This window comes from Micromonospora sp. LOL_015 (assembly GCF_048060275.1).
Classification (GTDB): Bacteria; Actinomycetota; Actinomycetes; order Mycobacteriales; family Micromonosporaceae; genus Micromonospora_E.
Genome location: NZ_JBHMIO010000037.1, coordinates 1 through 17,604, shown reverse-complemented (window position 1 = coordinate 17,604; position 17,604 = coordinate 1). Strand labels below are relative to the sequence as shown.

Annotated in this window: 19 protein-coding genes and 1 pseudogene; 11 read left to right on the top strand and 9 right to left on the bottom strand. The window is 71.3% G+C overall.

The features are described 5' to 3' along the window. Positions 1 to 149: 149 nt before the first annotated feature. The gene (locus ACFHWU_RS23315) at positions 150 to 1,772 is read right to left on the bottom strand and encodes a PQQ-dependent sugar dehydrogenase (protein WP_416591574.1); all 1,623 of its coding nucleotides are present in this window, start codon (positions 1,770 to 1,772) and stop codon (positions 150 to 152) included. Between the two features lie 121 nt (positions 1,773 to 1,893). On the opposite strand from ACFHWU_RS23315, the gene ACFHWU_RS23310 reads away from it, so the two are divergent. Further along, the gene (locus tag ACFHWU_RS23310) at positions 1,894 to 3,051 is read left to right on the top strand and encodes a tetratricopeptide repeat protein (RefSeq protein ID WP_416591573.1); all 1,158 of its coding nucleotides are present in this window, start codon (positions 1,894 to 1,896) and stop codon (positions 3,049 to 3,051) included. 33 nt (positions 3,052 to 3,084) lie between these two features. Here ACFHWU_RS23310 and ACFHWU_RS23305 read toward each other — a convergent pair whose 3' ends face one another. After that, positions 3,085 to 3,351 carry a GlsB/YeaQ/YmgE family stress response membrane protein gene (locus ACFHWU_RS23305; RefSeq protein ID WP_416552119.1) on the bottom strand — a complete coding sequence of 89 codons (267 nt, stop codon included), beginning with the start codon at positions 3,349 to 3,351 and terminating at the stop codon, positions 3,085 to 3,087. Between the two features lie 238 nt (positions 3,352 to 3,589). Between ACFHWU_RS23305 and ACFHWU_RS23300 the strand changes: the two genes are divergently transcribed. The 5 genes from ACFHWU_RS23300 (at position 3,590) to ACFHWU_RS23280 (ending at position 9,565) form a co-directional block, all read left to right on the top strand. Next, positions 3,590 to 4,720, top strand: a complete 1,131-nt coding sequence (locus tag ACFHWU_RS23300; RefSeq protein WP_416591572.1) for an LCP family protein — start codon at positions 3,590 to 3,592, stop codon at positions 4,718 to 4,720. A gap of 86 nt (positions 4,721 to 4,806) precedes the next feature. Beyond that, positions 4,807 to 5,511 carry a Crp/Fnr family transcriptional regulator gene (locus ACFHWU_RS23295; protein WP_416591571.1) on the top strand — a complete coding sequence of 235 codons (705 nt, stop codon included), beginning with the start codon at positions 4,807 to 4,809 and terminating at the stop codon, positions 5,509 to 5,511. Positions 5,512 to 5,727: 216 nt separating this feature from the next. Continuing rightward, complete coding sequence (locus ACFHWU_RS23290) at positions 5,728 to 6,597, top strand: hypothetical protein (protein ID WP_416552116.1); 870 nt, start codon at positions 5,728 to 5,730, stop codon at positions 6,595 to 6,597. Further along, positions 6,594 to 8,855 carry a hypothetical protein gene (locus tag ACFHWU_RS23285; RefSeq protein ID WP_416591570.1) on the top strand — a complete coding sequence of 754 codons (2,262 nt, stop codon included), beginning with the start codon at positions 6,594 to 6,596 and terminating at the stop codon, positions 8,853 to 8,855. Before ACFHWU_RS23290 ends, ACFHWU_RS23285 begins: the two co-directional genes overlap by 4 nt. Then, positions 8,855 to 9,565: a hypothetical protein gene (locus ACFHWU_RS23280; protein WP_416591569.1), complete on the top strand. Its 711-nt coding sequence runs from the start codon at positions 8,855 to 8,857 to the stop codon at positions 9,563 to 9,565. Before ACFHWU_RS23285 ends, ACFHWU_RS23280 begins: the two co-directional genes overlap by 1 nt. A 15-nt stretch (positions 9,566 to 9,580) precedes the next feature. Here ACFHWU_RS23280 and ACFHWU_RS23275 read toward each other — a convergent pair whose 3' ends face one another. Both ACFHWU_RS23275 and ACFHWU_RS23270 read right to left on the bottom strand, forming a co-directional pair. Beyond that, on the bottom strand, positions 9,581 to 10,132 hold the full coding sequence (locus tag ACFHWU_RS23275; RefSeq protein WP_416591568.1) for a LuxR C-terminal-related transcriptional regulator: 552 nt from the start codon (positions 10,130 to 10,132) through the stop codon (positions 9,581 to 9,583). 45 nt (positions 10,133 to 10,177) lie between these two features. Further along, positions 10,178 to 10,993: pseudogene (locus tag ACFHWU_RS23270) on the bottom strand (sensor histidine kinase); the annotation flags it as partial. On the opposite strand from ACFHWU_RS23270, the gene ACFHWU_RS23265 reads away from it, so the two are divergent. From ACFHWU_RS23265 to ACFHWU_RS23255, 3 genes are all read left to right on the top strand, one after another. Then, the gene (locus tag ACFHWU_RS23265) at positions 10,959 to 11,159 is read left to right on the top strand and encodes a hypothetical protein (RefSeq protein ID WP_416552377.1); all 201 of its coding nucleotides are present in this window, start codon (positions 10,959 to 10,961) and stop codon (positions 11,157 to 11,159) included. The pseudogene ACFHWU_RS23270 and the gene ACFHWU_RS23265 sit on opposite strands and share 35 nt — an antisense overlap. Next, entirely contained in the window at positions 11,146 to 11,856 is a 711-nt protein-coding gene (locus ACFHWU_RS23260; protein ID WP_416591567.1) for a hypothetical protein, read from the top strand. The genes ACFHWU_RS23265 and ACFHWU_RS23260 overlap by 14 nt, the downstream gene beginning before the upstream one ends. Positions 11,857 to 11,970: 114 nt before the next feature. Beyond that, positions 11,971 to 12,177 (top strand): hypothetical protein, encoded by a 207-nt coding sequence (locus ACFHWU_RS23255; protein WP_416552112.1) that lies wholly within the window; start codon positions 11,971 to 11,973, stop codon positions 12,175 to 12,177. A 13-nt stretch (positions 12,178 to 12,190) separates the two neighbouring features. On the opposite strand, the gene ACFHWU_RS23250 is transcribed toward ACFHWU_RS23255, so the two are convergent. Next, positions 12,191 to 12,658 carry a PPOX class F420-dependent oxidoreductase gene (locus ACFHWU_RS23250; RefSeq protein ID WP_416552111.1) on the bottom strand — a complete coding sequence of 156 codons (468 nt, stop codon included), beginning with the start codon at positions 12,656 to 12,658 and terminating at the stop codon, positions 12,191 to 12,193. Between the two features lie 69 nt (positions 12,659 to 12,727). On the opposite strand from ACFHWU_RS23250, the gene ACFHWU_RS23245 reads away from it, so the two are divergent. Next, positions 12,728 to 13,204: a DUF2071 domain-containing protein gene (locus ACFHWU_RS23245; protein WP_416552110.1), complete on the top strand. Its 477-nt coding sequence runs from the start codon at positions 12,728 to 12,730 to the stop codon at positions 13,202 to 13,204. On the opposite strand, the gene ACFHWU_RS23240 is transcribed toward ACFHWU_RS23245, so the two are convergent. The 4 genes from ACFHWU_RS23240 to ACFHWU_RS23225 form a co-directional block, all read right to left on the bottom strand. Next, positions 13,140 to 14,018, bottom strand: coding sequence for a helix-turn-helix domain-containing protein (locus ACFHWU_RS23240; RefSeq protein ID WP_416552109.1), 879 nt, complete (start codon positions 14,016 to 14,018; stop codon positions 13,140 to 13,142). The genes ACFHWU_RS23245 and ACFHWU_RS23240 overlap by 65 nt on opposite strands. A gap of 4 nt (positions 14,019 to 14,022) precedes the next feature. Next, positions 14,023 to 14,832 carry an SAM-dependent methyltransferase gene (locus ACFHWU_RS23235; RefSeq protein ID WP_416591566.1) on the bottom strand — a complete coding sequence of 270 codons (810 nt, stop codon included), beginning with the start codon at positions 14,830 to 14,832 and terminating at the stop codon, positions 14,023 to 14,025. Positions 14,833 to 15,256: 424 nt separating this feature from the next. Next, entirely contained in the window at positions 15,257 to 15,544 is a 288-nt protein-coding gene (locus tag ACFHWU_RS23230) for a HesB/IscA family protein (RefSeq protein WP_123603598.1), read from the bottom strand. Between the two features lie 200 nt (positions 15,545 to 15,744). Beyond that, positions 15,745 to 16,230, bottom strand: coding sequence for a winged helix-turn-helix domain-containing protein (locus ACFHWU_RS23225; protein WP_416591565.1), 486 nt, complete (start codon positions 16,228 to 16,230; stop codon positions 15,745 to 15,747). A 45-nt stretch (positions 16,231 to 16,275) separates the two neighbouring features. Here ACFHWU_RS23225 and ACFHWU_RS23220 point away from each other — a divergent pair, with 45 nt between their 5' ends. Continuing rightward, the gene (locus ACFHWU_RS23220) at positions 16,276 to 17,532 is read left to right on the top strand and encodes a CobW family GTP-binding protein (RefSeq protein WP_416591564.1); all 1,257 of its coding nucleotides are present in this window, start codon (positions 16,276 to 16,278) and stop codon (positions 17,530 to 17,532) included. Positions 17,533 to 17,604 lie beyond the last annotated feature (72 nt).

Sequence of the window (17,604 nt, the reverse complement as noted above, 5' to 3'; positions counted from 1 at the left end):
CCTGCCAGGACTGATGCCGCAGATGCAGCAGGATGCACCTGCGGCATCAAGCCCGACCGGTACCCCCACCCCGGGACGGTGTAGGCCGCCAATCGGCTTCAATCGGCTCCTGCCGGTTACGACTGGTTACGACCGGCAGTCAGCCGCTGCTAGCCGGTGGCCACCGTCGGCGCCGGGTCGCAGGGCAGGCCATTGAGGGTGAACCCGGCCGGTGCCGGTCCGGCACCTGCGCCGCCGCTGCCGAGGAAGCCGAACTCGACCCGGCCGCCGGCGGGCAGCGACGCGTTCCAGGCGGCGTTGGTGGCGGTCACCGTCGCCGCGTCCTGGGTGATCACCGCGTTCCAGGCGACCGCTACCCGCTGTGCGCCGGCGAACGACCAACCGAGCGACCAGCCGTTGATCGGCTCGTCACCGGTGTTGCTGACGCCGACCGTCACGGTGAAGCCCGACCCCCAGTCGCTGTCCACCCGGTAGTCGACCAGACACTCGGCGACCGGCTCCGGTTCGTCGGCCTCGAAGGTGATCCGGTGCAGCTGGCCGGGCAGGTCGTTGGCGAGGTAGAACTCGCCGTCCGCAGCCACCGCGAGGGTGGTCGGTTGGATCGGCAGCTCGCCGATGACCGCCGTGTCGTACCCACCGTCCACGTCGGGCCGGATCGCGTACGCGGTCGCCGAGCAGTAGTCGGTGGCCAGGTAGGTGCCGGTAGCGGCGGATTCGCTACCCCGGTAGACGTGGCCGCCGATCACCGCGCAGCCGCCGACCGAGGTCTGGTAGTGGAACACCGGGTCGACGTACTCGGCCGCCGGGTCGCACCGCTGCGGGTCGAACTCGACCGGACCTTCCCGGCAGGACCAGCCGAGGTTGGCCCCGGCCACCCCGCGCAGGTGGTTGACCTCCTCGTAGCTGCCCTGTCCGACGTCGGCGATCCACAGCGAGCCGTCCGCCGAGTCGAACGAGAACCGCCACGGGTTGCGCAGGCCGTACGCCCAGATTTCGGCACGAGCGCCGGCTTCGCCGACGAACGGGTTGTCCGCCGGTACGCAGTACGCAAGGTCGCCGCAGGCGGCCGAAACGTCCAGTCGGAGGATCTTGCCGAGCAGGGTACCGAGGTCCTGGCCGGTGCCGAGCACGTCGTCGGCGCCGCCGCCGTCGCCGATGCTCCAGTAGAGGTGGCCGTCCGGGCCGAAGACAAGCTGCCCGCCATTGTGGTTGGCGTACTCGGCGTGCGGCTGGCTGAGCAGGATCTCCTCCCGGTCGGCCGGCACCGGCTGCTGGTCGGCGGCGTTTAGCGGCAGCCGGGACAGGGTGACCGCGCCGTCGGGCAGCGCGGTGTATGCCAGGTAGATCGCCGGGTCGGCGGCGAATCCCGGGGACGTGGCGATGCCCAGCAGGCCACGTTCGTTGCCGGAGGTGTCGACCCGGTCACCGATGTCCAGCAGAGCCGTCTCGGCCAGGCCGGAGGCCGGATGGTAGACCCGCACCCGGCCGGCCTTCTCGGTGATGAACAGCCGGCCGCTGCCGTCGTCCGGAGCCACCATTGCGGTCGGTCGTCGCAGCCCGAAGGCGACCTGGGTGCTGGTGACGGAGAGTTGGTCGAGCGGCACCTCGGCGACCGCCGAGGTCGCCGCCGAGGCGAGGTCGGCGGGCTCGGCGTGTGGGTCGGTGTACGGCGCGGCATGGGCCATGGTTGTGGAAAGCACCAGCGCGGTAGCGGCGAGCGTCGTCGCGGCGACCCGCCGACCAGCCAACGCAGAAGATCGATAAAATTTCATATCCATGATGATCAGCTTATGACCAGGGTGACCCGATCGCCACGCCCACACCATCCGACCGAGACAGATTCCCACCACTCAGTGTAGTCAAATGGGCACACAAGGCGGTTACTCTGGGTACATGGAGCCGGACTCCCCCGACCCGATCCAGATCGCCGAACTGGTGATCGCCTGGTCCGGTGGGATAATCGCGGCTTTTGCCCTTTTGGTCACTGCGTTGACGGTGGTCTTCGTCTTCGCGGGTTTCGTCGGTGTCCGTGAACTGCGCACCATCCGGCGCACCGGTGCCCGCGCCCGGCTGGAACTCGACCGCCAACGGGTGGTCGCCGAGGAGATCGTCGCACAGGCCGACCGGGCCATAGACCAGGCGGAGACCCTCTCCGAGCAGGCCGACACGCTGGTCGGCCGGGTGGAGACGGCGGTCGGCCGGGCCGAACGCCAGTCCGAGCAGGTACACCTGCTGATCGAGGACATGCGGTCCCGGCTCAGCGACTTCGATCACCGGCTGACCACCCAGGTCGAGGTCTCCTACCTGTTCAACCTGGGAGAGGCCGCGTACTGGGAGGGCTACTACGAGAAGGCGGTGGAGTGCCTGCGCCGGGCGGTCGAACTCGATCCGCGCAACCCCCGGGTGCGCTACCGGCTGGGCCGATCGCTGACCAACCTCGGCGAGGACGCCGCCGCCGAGCAGGAGCTGACCACCGCCATGTCGCACCGGTTGCCGACCGACGCCGCCGACCGGGCGCTGGCTCTGCTGCACCGCTACGCGCGGCCGGACCGGGCGCTGGCCTACGCCCGCAACTCGACGAAGCACGGCCCGCACGACGCGCAGAACTGGAACTGCCTCGGGCTGCTGCTGCGCGACAATGGTGACTTCACCGCTGCCCGGGATGCCCATCAGCAGGCCAACCGGTTGGACCAGGAACTCGTCTCGACCCCGTTCTTCCTGGCGCTGCTCGCCGCCCACGGCCAGGCGCTGCCACATGCCCGGGACCGTTCTGCCGAAGCCATCAGCCGGCTCGACTCCAGCGAACGACGGGCCAAGATCAAGCCCATGTGGGCGTCGTTGATCCGGTGGACCGACGAGGTACTGCGCGGCAACTACGCCGAGGCCGACCTGCACGCCGCGGTGCTCTACCAAACCTGCCAGTCGGTCCGGCGGGCGCGGGAAATCTGCGACCACATGGACTTCCTGTTGCGGTCACTGGCTCGCGAGGAGCACCGGGCCCGCTATCTCGGGGCCATCGAACGCACCTGGCTGACCGGCCGGCCCTGCTGACTTTCCGCCCGCTGACTTGCCACCTGCCGACTGCTACCCCTGCTTGCCGGCCGCTCCGGAGATGGCCGCCACGCCGAGTGCGGCGAGCGCCACCTGCAACGCGAGCTCGATCCAGTCGACACCCCGGGTCTCGGCCACCCCGAACAGGCTGGCGACCAGAGTGCCGAGCAACGCCGCCACCACACCGATCAGCAGGGTGACCCAGATCTTCAGCTTCTGTTTGCCCGGAACGACCAGCCGCCCGAGCGCTCCGACGATGAGACCGATGATAAGCGCCGAGAAGACTCCGTCGATTTCCACCCTATACCCCCTGTACCGGTCAGTCGGCCGCCCTACCGCGCTGTAGGCCCTCTCCCAACCACCATGCCAGAACCAGGCAACGACGCCCATCGCGTCAAGCACCGGGCAGCCATCGATGAGTCATAGTGGATAGTCGCGCTGAGCTGGACCTTCTCAGCAGTTTCGCAGCATGACGCGATAATCTCTCGGGTAAGACAAAGCTGTCCTCCCTTCGTCACCCCTCGACTGGAGCCTCGGCATGTCGGCACCGGACGCACCCGCCCAGACAGCCTCCCGACCTGGCCGCCGCACCCCGATCTGGGCGGTGCTGACCATCGCCGTCGGCGCACTGCTGATGGCGACCAGCGCGACTGCGGTTGCCGGCGGCAAACTGCTGATCGACCGGTACACGAGTCGGATTCAGCAGCAGGACCTGCTGGCCGGTGCCGCGAAGGTCCCACAGGAGCCCGACGGCGAGGCACTGGACGGCCCGATCACCATGCTGCTGCTCGGCGTGGACGAACGGGGCAGCCGGCCTGGCGAGATGCGTTCCGATACGATCATCATCCTGCACGTGCCGGCCACCCACGACCAGGCGTACCTGGTGTCGGTCCCCCGGGACACCTGGGTCGAGGCACCGGCGTTCGAGCCAAGCGGATACCCCGGCGGCGAGTCGAAGATCACCGACGTGTTCCGGGCCGGCTCGCGCGACGGAGTCGGCCGGGCCGGCGGCGCGCAACTCGTCGCACTCACCCTCAACGACCTGACCGGCATCGAGTTCGACGGCGCGGCGATCATCGACTTCGGCGGTTTCCGGGACGTCATCGACGCGCTCGGCGGGGTCCGGATGTGCGTCGACCAGCGGGTGAAGTCGCAGCACATGCGGCTGGTCGACGGCGAGCCCACCTGGCTGGCCGAGGCCCGCGAGGTCGGTGGCGGCGAGGAACTGTGGCATGAGGAGGGCTGCAAGCGGATGGCCGGCTGGGAGGCGCTGGACTACTCCCGCCAGCGCTACGGCCTGCCGAACGGGGACTACGACCGGCAGCGTCACCAGCGGCAGCTACTGAAGGCCATGGTGCAGGAGGCGAGCAGTACCGGCGTACTGACCAACCCGGCGAAGATCGACCGGGTAATCACCGCGGCCGGCGAGGCCTTCGTACTGGACACCGGGGGCGTCCCGATCGCCGATTTCGTATTCACCCTGCGCGGGATAACCTCGAACGACCTCATCATGGTGAAGACCAACGGCGGCGAGTTCAATCCGGCCGGATTCAGCAGTACGGCGGCCGAACGGCTCACGCCGGAGAGCCTGGAGATGTTCGACGCGGTACGGACCGGCACACTGGACGACTACCTGTTGGCCTACCCGGACGCCGTCCAGCGGGATTGACCGCTCAGCGGCATTGACCGACCGGCGCATCGGGACATCCGTCACCGTGATCCCCACCGCTCGGTCCACATCGGTACGGTGTCCCCATGACCGCCGCGTACCCGGTCCGGGTCAGCTTCACCAATCACGTCACCGCCGCCGACTGGCAGGCACTGCAACAGGCCGGACAGCCGGTCCAGCTGGGCCGCAAGCATGGGCTCTTCCTCCAGGACGAGCAGAGCCGCGACGTGTTCGTGCTGCTCAACGGTGCGGTCAAGGTGTACCGGACCGAGGCCACCGGCAGCGAAACAATGCTGACCGTACGGTCTACTGGGGATCTGCTCGGTGACATCGCGGCGCTGGACGGCACGCCCCGGTCGGCCAGCGTCTCGGTACTGCGCCCGGTCACCGCCCGGAAGCTGACCACCGAACAGTTCCTCAAGCTGGTCGACGACCGCGACCTGCACCCCGCGCTGCGCCGCTACACCAACGCCCGGCTGCGCGAATCCGACGAACAGCGGGTGGAGATCGCCTCGCTGCCGGTGCCGCAACGGCTCGCCCGGGCGCTGCTCCGGCTCGCCAAGGCCACACCGGACGGACCGAACCAGGCCTCGCTCGACCTCGGCCTCTCTCAGGACGGCCTGGCCCAGCTGATCGGGGCGTCCCGCAACGCGGTGGTGACCGCGATCACCCGGTTCCGCGACGACCGGTTGATCGCGACCGCACCCCGCCGGTTCGTGCTGCTCGACCTCGGCCGGCTCGCCCGGATCGGATACAGCGGACCACGGTCCGGCAGCCACTCGTCGACCTGAGCATCCGCCGGCCTGAATACCTGTCGACCGAACAGCAGACGGCGGGAAACCGATTGTCGGGCCGGGACCGCGATCAGTTCGGTCCGGGTCGCGAACCGGCCATCCGACGACCGCCTTGGTCCATTGATGGCAGCGTTGCCCACTGGTTGGCAGAAAACGCCGGGTAACCAGGGCACGATGCGGAGCCGACGAAACTCGACCTCGACAGGAGCACCGGTGGTCGTCTCACCTCCGCCATTCACCGTGACCCGGGAGTTGCCGCCGTACACGGGCATCCTCGCCGTCGACGCCAAAGGTTTCACCGCCGAGCCCGGCGGCACCCATCAGGACATCAACCAGCTCATTCCCCAATTGGTCCGGCAGGCCTTCGAGGCGGCGGCGATCGGCGAAGCCTGGCAGAACCCACTGTTCTACGGCGACAGCGGCGACGGGCTCGCGATCGGCGTACCGACCCAGCTGCTCCCCGCCCTGGTGCACCCGTTCCTGACAGTGCTGCAGCACGTGCTGGCCGAGCACAACGCCGGTGTCCCACGTGGCCAGCCGGTCATCCGACTGCGTGTCAGCCTGCATGTCGGGCCGCTGCCGGTCGACCCCGACCGGCCGGAGCGGGCCGGCAACGGCACCGCCCGCAACGAGACGCACCGGCTGCTCGACTCCGACGCGGTCCGGATCATGCTCGACTCGGCCCAGCCGACGATCACCCACGTCGCGGCGATCCTGTCCGACCGGGTCTTCACCGACGTCGTCCGGGCCGGCTACACCAGCCGGCATCCGGACCATTTCATCGAGGTCGCGGCGACCGTGCCGGGCAAGAGCTTCAGCCAGCAGGCCTGGCTGTACGTGCCGGAGCCGTCCGGCAGCCTACTGGCGGTGCCACGGTTCGCGCCGCAGCCGACGACGGCCGAACCAGCTGCCGGGTCAGCGGCCAACCCGGCGACACCGGACAGCGGGCGCACACCCACCGGCAACGCTGGCGGCCGACAGCCCGCGCAGACCGGCGAGCTGCGGATCCGCAGCAACTCCGGGCAGGCGGCCAACCAGGTCAACGGTGGGATGTGGCAGTCCCGGGGGGGACGTCACGGATGATCCGTACCGACCGGGACCTGCCGGACCTCGACGACCTCGACGCGCTGGACGACCTCGACGGCGGCGGCGGTCCCGACCTGCCGGCCGGCGGCACCGGTGCCGCCGTGACCATCGACCACAACGACGGGCAGGTCGCCAACGTCGTCTACGGCGGTCTGCACCAGTACGTCCAGCGGGTACGGGACTACCACGAGCTCAGTGCGGAGTACGTGCGGGACCGGCTCGCCGGATTCGTCGACCCCGGCTACCGCACCCTCGCAGGCGACCGGCTGACCGCCGAGACCGCGGTCGCCCGGGTCCGCCGCAGCGGCGGGGTGATCCTGATCGGCGGCCCCGGGACCGGGCGGTACACGGCCGCGCTGCGGCTGCTGCACGGCACCGGGCTACGGCTGCGGGAGATCCGGCCGACCTTCGACCCCGCCCGCGGCGAACAGCTGACCATCGCGGAGCTGCCGGTCGCGCCGGGCTACGCGTACCTGCTCGAACTGCCCGAACACGCGCCGCACATCCAGTACGGCTTCGCCCGGGACATCGGTGCCTACTGCGACAGCCTGGCCCGGCGGAGTTCGGCCATCGCGGTCACCGTCACCGGTACGACCTGGGAGCAGCTCGGCGCGGTCCGCGACGGTCCGGTGCTGCAGGTGGCGGCGCCACCCGCCGACCTGGTCCTCGGCCGGCGGCTGCGTCAGCTCCGGCCGGATCTGGCGCTCGACTGGCTGGCCGGTCAGCCGCAGATCGCCGAGCTGCTGGTCGACGCGTCACCCGCCGAAGCGGTCCGGCTGGCCCAGCTCGCCGCCGACGTGCTGACCACCCAGCCCGGCCCGGCCGGACCGCCGGTCACCGCCGAATCCAACGCCGGCCGGCAGCTGATCGAGGCGCTGGTCTCGGCGTACCACAACTGGGAGGTGGAGCTGACCGCCTGGTTCCACCACCATCCCGACCCGCGCCACCGGGCGTTCCTGGTCGCCGCCGCAGCGTTGGAGGGTGCCCCGGCGGGACGGGTACTCGGCGCCGCCGAGGCGCTCGACGCCCGGCTCGCCGGCACCGACGCGCCACCGGCCGGCCTCGGACACGCCGGCGTCCGCACCCTCGTCGAGGCCGTCGACGCCTACCTCGACGACGACCTCACGGTCCGCTACCGCCGGGCCCGGTACGCCGAGGCGGTGCTCGACTTCGTCATCACCGACCGGGCCGACACGTTCCAACGCGAACTGTGGCGGTGGGTGTCCGAGCTGCCGCTGCGGGGCGGACAGCGGCGCGGTCCCGTCGACCGCGCGTTCGCCACCCGCAGCGCCGAGCTGGTGCTGCACACCGCGCTCCGGCGGCGTACCCCCGAGATTCTCAGCCAGGTGGCACCGGCCTGGAGCCGACGCGCCGGGCTGCGCGGCGCGCTGGTGCACGTGCTGGGCATCGCCGCGCTCAGCCCCGAGATCGGTGCCGCCGTCCGCCAGCAGCTCTACCGCTGGGCGCAGGGCAGCAGCAACCCGGCCGTGCTGATCGCGGTGGCCGAGGTCTGCGGTGGCGAGTTCGCCGACTTCTACGTCGAACAGGCGATGGTCCGGCTGGGCCACCTGGCCCGGCACGACATCGCCGAGGTCGACGAGGCGGTGCTCACCGCGCTGGCGGCACTGTGGCGGCGGCCGGCGCTGCGCCAGCCGGTGCTGCTGCGGTTGGCGTACTGGCTGGCCGACGACCAGCCCCGGCGGGCCGCGCTCGCCGCCGTCGCGCTGAATCTACTCGGCCGGCCGGACCAGCCTCGGGCCGGCGACGGTTCGGCAAACGGCCCGGTCGACCCGGCCGACGACCCGGCTCACCGCCCGGCCGACCAGCTCGCCGGGCCGCAGACGCTGGTCCGGCAGCCCGACCGGGTGCTCGCCGAGCTTGTCGCGGCCACTCCGGTGGTCCAGGACGCGATCGGGGTGGCGCTGGGCCGCGCGCTGGACGTCCGGCAGCTGCCGGGCGGCGTCGAAACCCTGCTGCACCGGTGGTTCGACGACGCGGCGGCCGACCCCGGGCTGGTCGACGCGCTCACCCACGTCCTCGGCCGCACCGTCACCGCCGGTCCCGCCGCCGCCCGGCGGGTGGCCCGGCTGCGCGCGCTGCTGACCGCCTGGCCGGCCACCGACGACCCGGCACGTCAGGCGGAACTCCGCCGGTACCTCGTCGACCAGCTGCGCCGCGCGGACCCGATCGCGGCCCGCCTGCGGTCCGCGCCGCTGCTGTCGTCTCCGCTTCCCAGTGCCGCCGAGGAGTTGTGATGCCCGGTTTCTTCGACGTGTTCCGTAGCAACCCCGTACCGGTGCTGCCCGGTCCGGACCAGGACGTGTTCACCGACCGGCTGCCGGCAGCGCTGCCCGGCACCGAGTTCGTCGCCACGTTCGCCACGGCGTGGCAGCCGTTGCGCCAGCATGACCGGGCCGCCGCCACGGTCCGCTGGTGCATGTTGGACGCGGCCCGCCGGATCGCCGCCACTCGCAAGGTCACCGAGCGGACCATGCTGGAGGCCGAGCTGAACACCCGGCTGCCGCAGATGGATCTGGCTGCCTCGCACCTGCGGCTGTTGAGCTGCACGGTCAGCCTGGCGGTGGACGCCCAGGCCGAGCAGGACACGAAGACGGTCGACAAGCTCACCCGGGAGCTGCGGATGCAGCGGCTGCGGCAGCAGTTGGAGCAGGAGCAGATGGGCTACCTGCGGGACAAGGTGCTCACCGACCCGGCGACCGCCCGGTCCTACTGGTTCATGCACCACCCGGACGCGTTGACGTCGCTGCTCGACGACACCTTCGAACAGGTCGCCGCGAAGCTGACCGGTGGCGGCGACCAGCAGACCGCGGTGATCGCCGAGACGGTGCAGGACTTCGTCGGTGGTCTCACCGCCGACGAACGGCGGTACCTGCTGGACCGGCTCGGCGACGTGTTCGTCTCCTTCGACCGGGGTGACCTCGCCGGCCGGGTCCTCGACGCGTGACCGCCGACCCCGTACTCAGGTCAGGTCGGCGTCGTGCACCAGAACGGCGATCTGCACCCGGTTGTTCAGCTCCAGCCGGGACAGCAGCCGCGACACGTACGCCTTGACGGTCGCGACGCTCATGAACAGCTCGGCGGCGATCTCCGCGCTCGACCGCCCCTGGCCGACCGCGACGGCGACGTCGCGTTCCCGCGGGCTCAGCCCGTCGAGGACCCGGCGGGCGCGGTCCCGGCGCCTGACCTGGTCCGCGCCCGGTCCCGGCCGCACGTCGGCCGGGGCCGGCGGCTGGCCCGCCACGTGGGTGATCAACCGTCGGATGACCGCCGGGGAGAGGATCGGCTCACCGGCATGCACCCGACGGACCGCGGTGACGATCTCCATCGGCGGGGTGTCCTTGAGCAGGAAACCGCTGGCGCCCGCCCGCAGCGCGCGCAGCACGTACTCGTCGGCGTCGAACGTGGTCAGCACGACCACGTGCGGCACGCACGCGGCGACCGCCGCCGGCACCTCACCGCCATCGCCGGCCTCGCCGGCCACCAGCAGGTCGGCCGCACCGCCGAGGATCATCGACAGGCCGGCCCGGACCAGCGGGTCGTCGTACCCGCACCGAGGTCACGTCGGCCACGGCAGCCAGGCGGCGAGCCGGTAGTCGCCGGACTCGGTCGGGCCGTGGCTCAACCGTCCACCGGCCAGGCTGGCACGTTCGGCCAGTCCGACCAGGCCGGTCCCCGCTCCCGGGATCGCCGCCGCGCCCGGCGCATGCTTGCGGGCGTTCGTCAGACCCTCCTGCACGATCCGGTACGCGGCCCGGCCGAGCCCGGCCGGCAGGTCGGCCAGGGTCGGCTGGGGTGGTTCGGCCGGTCGGTCGCCCGGCCCCGGGCCGGTGCCGACGACGCCGGTCGTCGGCGGCTCGGACCGCAGCACGCCGATCACCTCACGCAGCTCCTACAACGCCTGATGTGCGGTCACCCGGATCACCCCGGCGGCCCGGGCGATCTCCTCACGGGAGGCGTCCGGACGGAACTCCAGCGCCCCGGCGTGCAGGCTGAGCAACGACATCCGGTGGGCCAGCACGTCGTGCATCTCCCGGGCGATCCGGGTGCGTTCCAGCTGCCGGGCGTGGCCGACCCGCAGCTGCTGCTCCGCCTCCGCCCGGTGGGCCCGGTCCCGCAGCGACACGATCAGCTGCCGGCGGGCCCGGACGAACATCGCCCAGGCCAGCACGGTGCCGAGGATGATCCCGGTGAACAGCACCGCGCCCGGCAATTTCAGGTCCGGGTCCGGGTCCGGGTAGAGCAGGTAGTACCCGGGCGCAACAGCGACGTGCGCAGCGTTCACCGCCGCCGCGACCGGGAACGGGCGATGCACCGCAACGCTGAACAGCAGGATCACGATGGCGATCCCGGCGGGCAGCGCGACCAGGGCGACGGCGGTCGCGATCGTGCTGCTCCTGCTGTTGCCGACGGCCTGGACGGTCCTCGGCGGCGTCGTCGAGCGGCTGCGACCGGTGGCGCAGTGGCTGGACCTGTCGTTGACCACCGAGCTGCCGCTGGTCGCCGGGATACTGCGGATCGAGCGCCGTGACATCGCCTGATCCGTTCGGCGGCGGCCGGGTGGTCGTCGGTCCGGGCGCGATCGAGCGGTACGGCGTGCCGGCCCTGTTGGTCGCGGCCGGTGCCGGGCTCGGTGCGGCGCTGAAGCCGTTCGCCGGTTGGGCGTTGGGCCTCGCCTGGGTGCCGCTGGCCGGCCCACTGCGGCTGATCGACGCGTTGCCGTGGCTACCGGCCCTGATCGGTGGTACGGCGGTCGGCCTGCTCGCCGGGCTGGTGCTGGCCGGGATGGCCGCTGACGAGCAACTGTTCGTCACGGTCGACCGCGACGAGTTGACCGTACGGCAGGAGCAGCGCCGGGTGGCCATTGCGCGTACCGCCGTCGGCGCGGTCTTCCTGGGCGGCGCCCGCCTGGTGGTGCTTGGTCACCGCAGCGAGGAGCTCTGCTCCGGTGACCTGCCGGCCGGGCGGCTCGGCGCGGCGTTGCGCCGGCACGGCTACCCGTGGCGGCCCGACGGCGACCCGTACCGGGCGGCGTACCGACTGTGGGTGCCGGGCCTGCCCGACCTGCCGGACGGCGCGGATCCGCTGTTGTCGGCCCGGCAGCGGGCGGTCGAGCGCGGTGACCGGGCAGAGGCCGGACTGCTCCGCGCCGAACTGGGCAGACTCGACGTGGTGATCCGCGACGAGCGGGTGCCGCAGGCCGGACGCCGGCAGTTCTGGCGGCGGGCCGGGCCGTGAGGACGGTTACCTCGGCGACGTCACTGGGTACCTGGTTGCCCATCCGCCGACCGGATCCCGCCACCGGCAGGTGCGGCGGGGCCGGTACGGCGTCGACGAGTTGAGGAGGCAGTGATGCGTGGCGGTTCGATCTCCGGCGTGATCGTGCTCATCTGGCTGATCATCGGGGTGGTCGCGGCGGTGCAACGCGGCTACTTCGAGCGCGACGACACCAACTGTGCCCATGCCGGCACCACGATCGTGACGGTGATCGCCGGACCGTTGAACTACATCGGCGTCAACCCGAAGATCGACTGCGACCTCCCCGAACCGTCCGAGTGACCGGGCTGCGCTGTCAGTCGTCGGCGAGGCGCGGCGGGAAGCCGCCGGTGGCGATCGGCCCCCAGCGGTCCACGACCATCCGGATCAACGACTTGTCCTGCCGGCGCATCGCCGCGCGGTACTCGTCCCAGTCCGGATGCTCGCCGGCGACGCAACGGTAGTAGTCGACGAGACCGTCCAGCGCGTCCGGCATGTCGATCACCGCCGCCACCCCGTCGAGCTGCACCCACGGTCCGTTCCAGTCGTCAGAGACGATGCAGGCGGACACCGTCGGGTCACGGCGGATGTTGACCGCTTTCGCCCGGTCCGGGTAGGTGGCGACCAGCAGCCGGCCGTCGGTGTCGACCCCGCAGGTGACCGGGGACGCCTGCGGGCGGCCGTCGGCGCGGGTGGTGATCAGGACCGCCCGGTGCCGGGTCCGCAGGAAGTCGACCAGGCCGGCCCGGTCGACGCGGGTGTTCGTCGCGATGGCACGTGCCACGTGTACGGCTCCTCAGGTTCGCCGCAGTCGGCTGCGGCCACGGGTGTGCTGGGCTGTCACGATGATCGTATGAGCCGTACCGAGATGCCGCCGCCGGAGCCGGTCACCGTCACCGCACCGCGCCCGGTCCGCCGGCCGGTCCTGGTGCAGGGCTGGCACGACCTGGCGTTCCTGCACTGGCCGGTGGACCCGGCGGTGGTCGCTCCGCTGCTGCCGCCGGGCACCCGGGTCGGCGTACCGATCGCCGAGCCGACCCCGTTGGAGCATTTCCTCACCGCCCGGTGGGGGCTGCACGAACGGGTCCACGGCGCGACCCGCTACCTGCCAAACGAGCACCCGCAGTGGCCTTCGCACCGGGCCGAGCTGGTCGACCTGGCCGACGACCTGGTCGCCGCCGGCGGGCTACCGGCACCGGACGGCCCACCGGTGAGTGTCCTCTACTCCCCGGGTGTGCCGGTCCGGTCCGGGCGGCCGGTGACCGTCACAGGTCACGCAACGCGCGATGCAGCACGTCCCGGGTCCGGTCCGGCGGGTCGGCTTCGATGAACAGCCGCCCGACGGCGGCCGCGTACCGGTCGACCTCTTCCCGTTTGTCCAGGTAGAGCGCACTGGTCAGATGCTCCAGGTAGACCACATCGGGCAGTTCCTGCTCCGGGAAGCGCAGGATGCTGAAGGCCCCACCTGCGGCGGCGTGCCCGCCACTGCGGAACCGGACCACCTGCAGCCGTACGCCCGGCTGCTCGCTCGCCTCGGCGAGCGCCTCGATCTGCTCGCGCAGCACCCGCGTCCCGCCGATCGGCCGGCACAGCACCGCCTCGTCGACCACCGCCCAGATGCGGGGTGCGCCGGCCCGGTCCAGCACCCGCTTACGGGCCATCCGCAGCTCGACCCGCCGGTCCATCTCACGGACACCGGACTCGCTGAACCCGATGTCGATGACCGCGCGGGCGTACTCCTCGGTCTGCAGCAGCCCCGGCACGAACTGGATCTCGTAGGTGCGGATCAGGCTGGCCGCCGACTCCAGGTCCAGGTAGTACTGGAACCAGGTGGGCAGCAGGTCGCCGTACGGATGCCACCAGCCCGGCTGGTTGGTCTCCCGGGCGAGGGTGATCAGTTCGCCGCGTTCCATGTGGTCGGCGACGCCGTAGAGGGTGAGCAGGTCGTCCACGTCGCGTTCCTTGAATCCGACCCGGCCCAGCTCCATCCGACTGATCTTCGACTCGGAGGCCCGGATGGTCCAGCCGGCGTCCTCCCGGCTGATCCCCTTGGCCTCGCGTAGTCGGCGCAGCCGGGCACCGAGCTGCATCCGGCGGACCGTCGGTCCGCTGGCGGCGTACTCCTGGTGCCCGACGACGCTCATCGGCTCACGGCTTGCGGCCGACGCCGCAGTACTGGTCGATGACGGGCATGTGTGCCTGCTCCGACTCCGGCCGCCACCGGGTCACCGACACCACCCCCGGCTCCACCAGAGTAAGCCCGTCAAGGAACCGTTCAATCCGATCCGGGCTGCGCAGATGGTACTGCGGGTTTGCGGACTGGTTCCAGATCCGGGCGGCCTCGACCACCCCGGGGCTGGTGTCGCCACCGTCGTAGAGCGCGAGGTGGCTGCCGGACGGCAGGACATCGAGCAGGCTGCGCACGATGTCGCGGGCCTCGTCGTCGGAGGCGATGTGCCCGAGGATGCCCATCAGCATCAGACCGATCGGCTGGCTGAAATCGAGGGTACGGCCGGCTTCGCGCAGGATCGACGCGGGGTCGCGCAGGTCGGCGTCGACGTAGTCGGTTGCGCCTTGCGGCGTGCTGGTCAGCAACGCCCGGGCGTGTACCAGGACCAGCGGGTCGTTGTCGACGTAGACGATCCGGGTCTCCGGAGCCACCGCCTGGGCTACCTCGTGGGTGTTGTCGGCGGTCGGCAGGCCGGTGCCGATGTCCAGGAACTGCCGGATCCCGACCTGCCCGGTCAGGTAACGCACCGACCGGACCAGGAAGCCCCGGGAGAGCCGGGCATTTTCCACGATCTGCGGGAACGCCGCCCTGATCTGGTCACCAACCGCACGGTCGACGGCGTAGTTGTCCTTGCCGCCCAGCCAATGATTCCAGATCCGGGCCGTCTGCGGCACCGAGGTGTCCAACCTGGGCACCGGGCGCGAGCTGCCAGCGGATTCATCGACCATCTGTAGTATCCCTCACGGATCGGGCGTATTCGACGGCTTGCCAGCATAGCCACGGCAGATCAACATGACCATGCTCGCATGTGGAAGTTCCAGCCACCGTGCGATGATCAGCTCGCGGAGCTGGGCCACCGGCTGCGGTCGGCCATACCGGTAGCCCTGTGCCTGCGGGCAGCCAATCGCCGCGACCGCACCAGACCGGTCTCCTCGGCCAGCGGCTGGAGCCTGGCGGGGCTGAGCAGCCCGAACTGGCCGCCGTCGTCGACCGCCCGGCGCAGGTTCATCGTCCGTGACGGATACCGCGAGGCAGGCTGTCGGCGAGTTTACAAGGGACCTGACCGGGTGGACCTTCCATCACGGCCGGTCAGCCGTTGGCGGACACCCGTCGGTACGGTGCCCGCCAACGGCTCTGCGACGTCCTGGTCGCTCAGCCGGCCGGCTGCTCGGCGATCCCGAAACGCACGCCGCCGTCGTCGTCCACTGCGGCGTCGAGCGACTTGTCCTGCAGCAGGTTGGCTGCTTCGGCGTCGAGGAAGACTCGGGCACCGGACGAATCCACCACCTGGTCGCCCGCGATCGGCTGCTCGGCGACGGTCAGAGTGAGCGATCCGGCGGTCGGGTCGGCCGAGATCCGCAGGCCGGCGCTCTCCGGTGCCTGCTGCTGAGTGGTGATCTCGCGAATCACGAAGACCGCGTTGTCGGTCATGGTCAGCATGACAACTCCTTGATAAAAAGTTGGAATTACCGGAAACAGGTGATGGCTGTCGCGGCGAGGCTACTCAGCGGCAATCTCGGGTTTGGGGCTGACGGCGCGGCGGACAGTGCGCGGCGGGCGGTCAGGGCGGGCGGCGGAAGCTCCAGGGACTGGGTCGGTCAGCGGCCGTCTACCGCCCCACCGTGCCGGACATCCACCAATCAGTCAAATCTCCACGTTACCCGACTGTCGCCGATGTGACCGCCGATCGCGCCGTCGGCGCCGGCCAGCCGGGCGACGGTAACCGATAAAGCACCGTCCAGGCGGTATCCCACTCCTTGGACGGTCCGCACCACCGGGAGGTCGTCGCCGAGCTTGGCTCGCAACCGGCGGATGTGCACATCGATACTTCGTGGCCCGGAGCGGCGGTGCCCGCAGACCCGGTCGAGCAGCTGGTCCCGGGTGAACACCTGCCGAGGGTAGCTGGCGAAGCAGTGCAGCAGGTCGAACTCGCGACGGGTCAATCGGATCTCGTCGGCTCCGAGCAGCACCATCCTGGCCTCCGGGTAGATCCGTAGTGCGGGGTGCCCGACGGGATGGCCGGCCGGCGGTCCCGCGACCGGGCGGCGGTCGGCACCGGTTGGCACCTGCTCGCCGGCCAGGTGCTCCAGCAGGTCCGCGAGGTGGGCTCGAAGGGTGGCGTCCATTCGATTATAATGACAACCGTTTTCATTTCAGTCGAGGGGGCGTGCATGCCGTCACCGTCAGCTCCGGCCGGCCGTACCACCCACCGGGCCGCCACCACCCGCCCGGCGGTCACCGTACTGTCCGGTTTCTGGCCCGCCGCCACGATGGCCGTCGCCCGGACCCTGCTCGCCGCCGACCCGGCCCTGCTCGTCGTCCGCTACGACGTCGGCCCCGCGCACGACGGTGCCCCGCACCGGGTGCTCCGCGACGGCACCGGCTCGGTCGAGGACGTCCGCCTCGACCTCGTCGACGGCTGTGTCTGCTGCACGCTGCGGGCGGACGCGCCGACCGCGTTGGTCCGGCTCGCCGCCGCCCGACCCGGCCGGGACATCGTGCTGGTCCTGCCCGAAGTGGTCGAACCGGAGACGCTCGCCGCCGCCTGCGCGCACGGCCAGGTGGCCGGGCGACCGGTCTGCGACCTGGTCCGGTTCGACTCGTACGTCACGGTCGTCGCCGCCGACCACCTGCTCGACGGCCTGGCCAGCACCGACGACCTGGGTCGACTGGGTATCGCAGCCGCCCCCGGCGACCACCGTCGGCTCGCCGACGTGATTGCCCGGCAGATTGAGTACGCCGACACGGTCGTGCTGTGGGGCGGGTCGACCGACCAGGCATTCGAGACGCACCGGCTTGGTGTGCTGCTGTCCCGGATGGCCCCGTGGGCGGTGCACCTACGGGCCGGCGACCAGCCGACGATCGAGGCCACCCGGCTCGCCGGCCAACTGCGGCACACCGACCGGCACCGGCCGGAAACGCCGGCGGTCCTGGACCGTGGCGTCGAGGGTCACCTGATCGGGGTCCACGAGCCGGTCGCCGACTGCGGCGTCGTCTCCGCAGTGTTCCGGGCCCGCCGCCCGCTGCACCCCGCCCGGCTGTACGCCGCGTTGGCCGACGTCACGGCGGGTCCGCTGCGGTCCCGTGGGCACCTCTGGCTGGCCAACCGGCCGGAGACGGTGATCGGCTGGGAGTGCGCCGGCGGCGGCCTCACCCTGCACACTCTCGGCCGTTGGCTGGTCGACCTGCCGGACGAGCAATGGGAGCAGGCCAGCCCGCAGCGCCGGCTGGCCGCCGCGCTGGACTGGGACCCGTACTACGGCGACCGGCACAGCAACCTGGTCTTCGTCGGCGTCGACTTCGATCCGGTCGACCTGCACCGCCGGCTGGCGGCCTGTCTGCTCACCGACGCCGAGCTCGCCGACGGCGAGGCCGGCTGGCGCAACCTGCCGGATCCGTTCGCCGGTGGTGGGGTCGGCCCCGGCTGACCTGGCCTGGGCATACGTCGAAGGGCCGGACCCCGGGGTACGGGGTCCGGCCCTTCGACGCTGTGTCTGCGG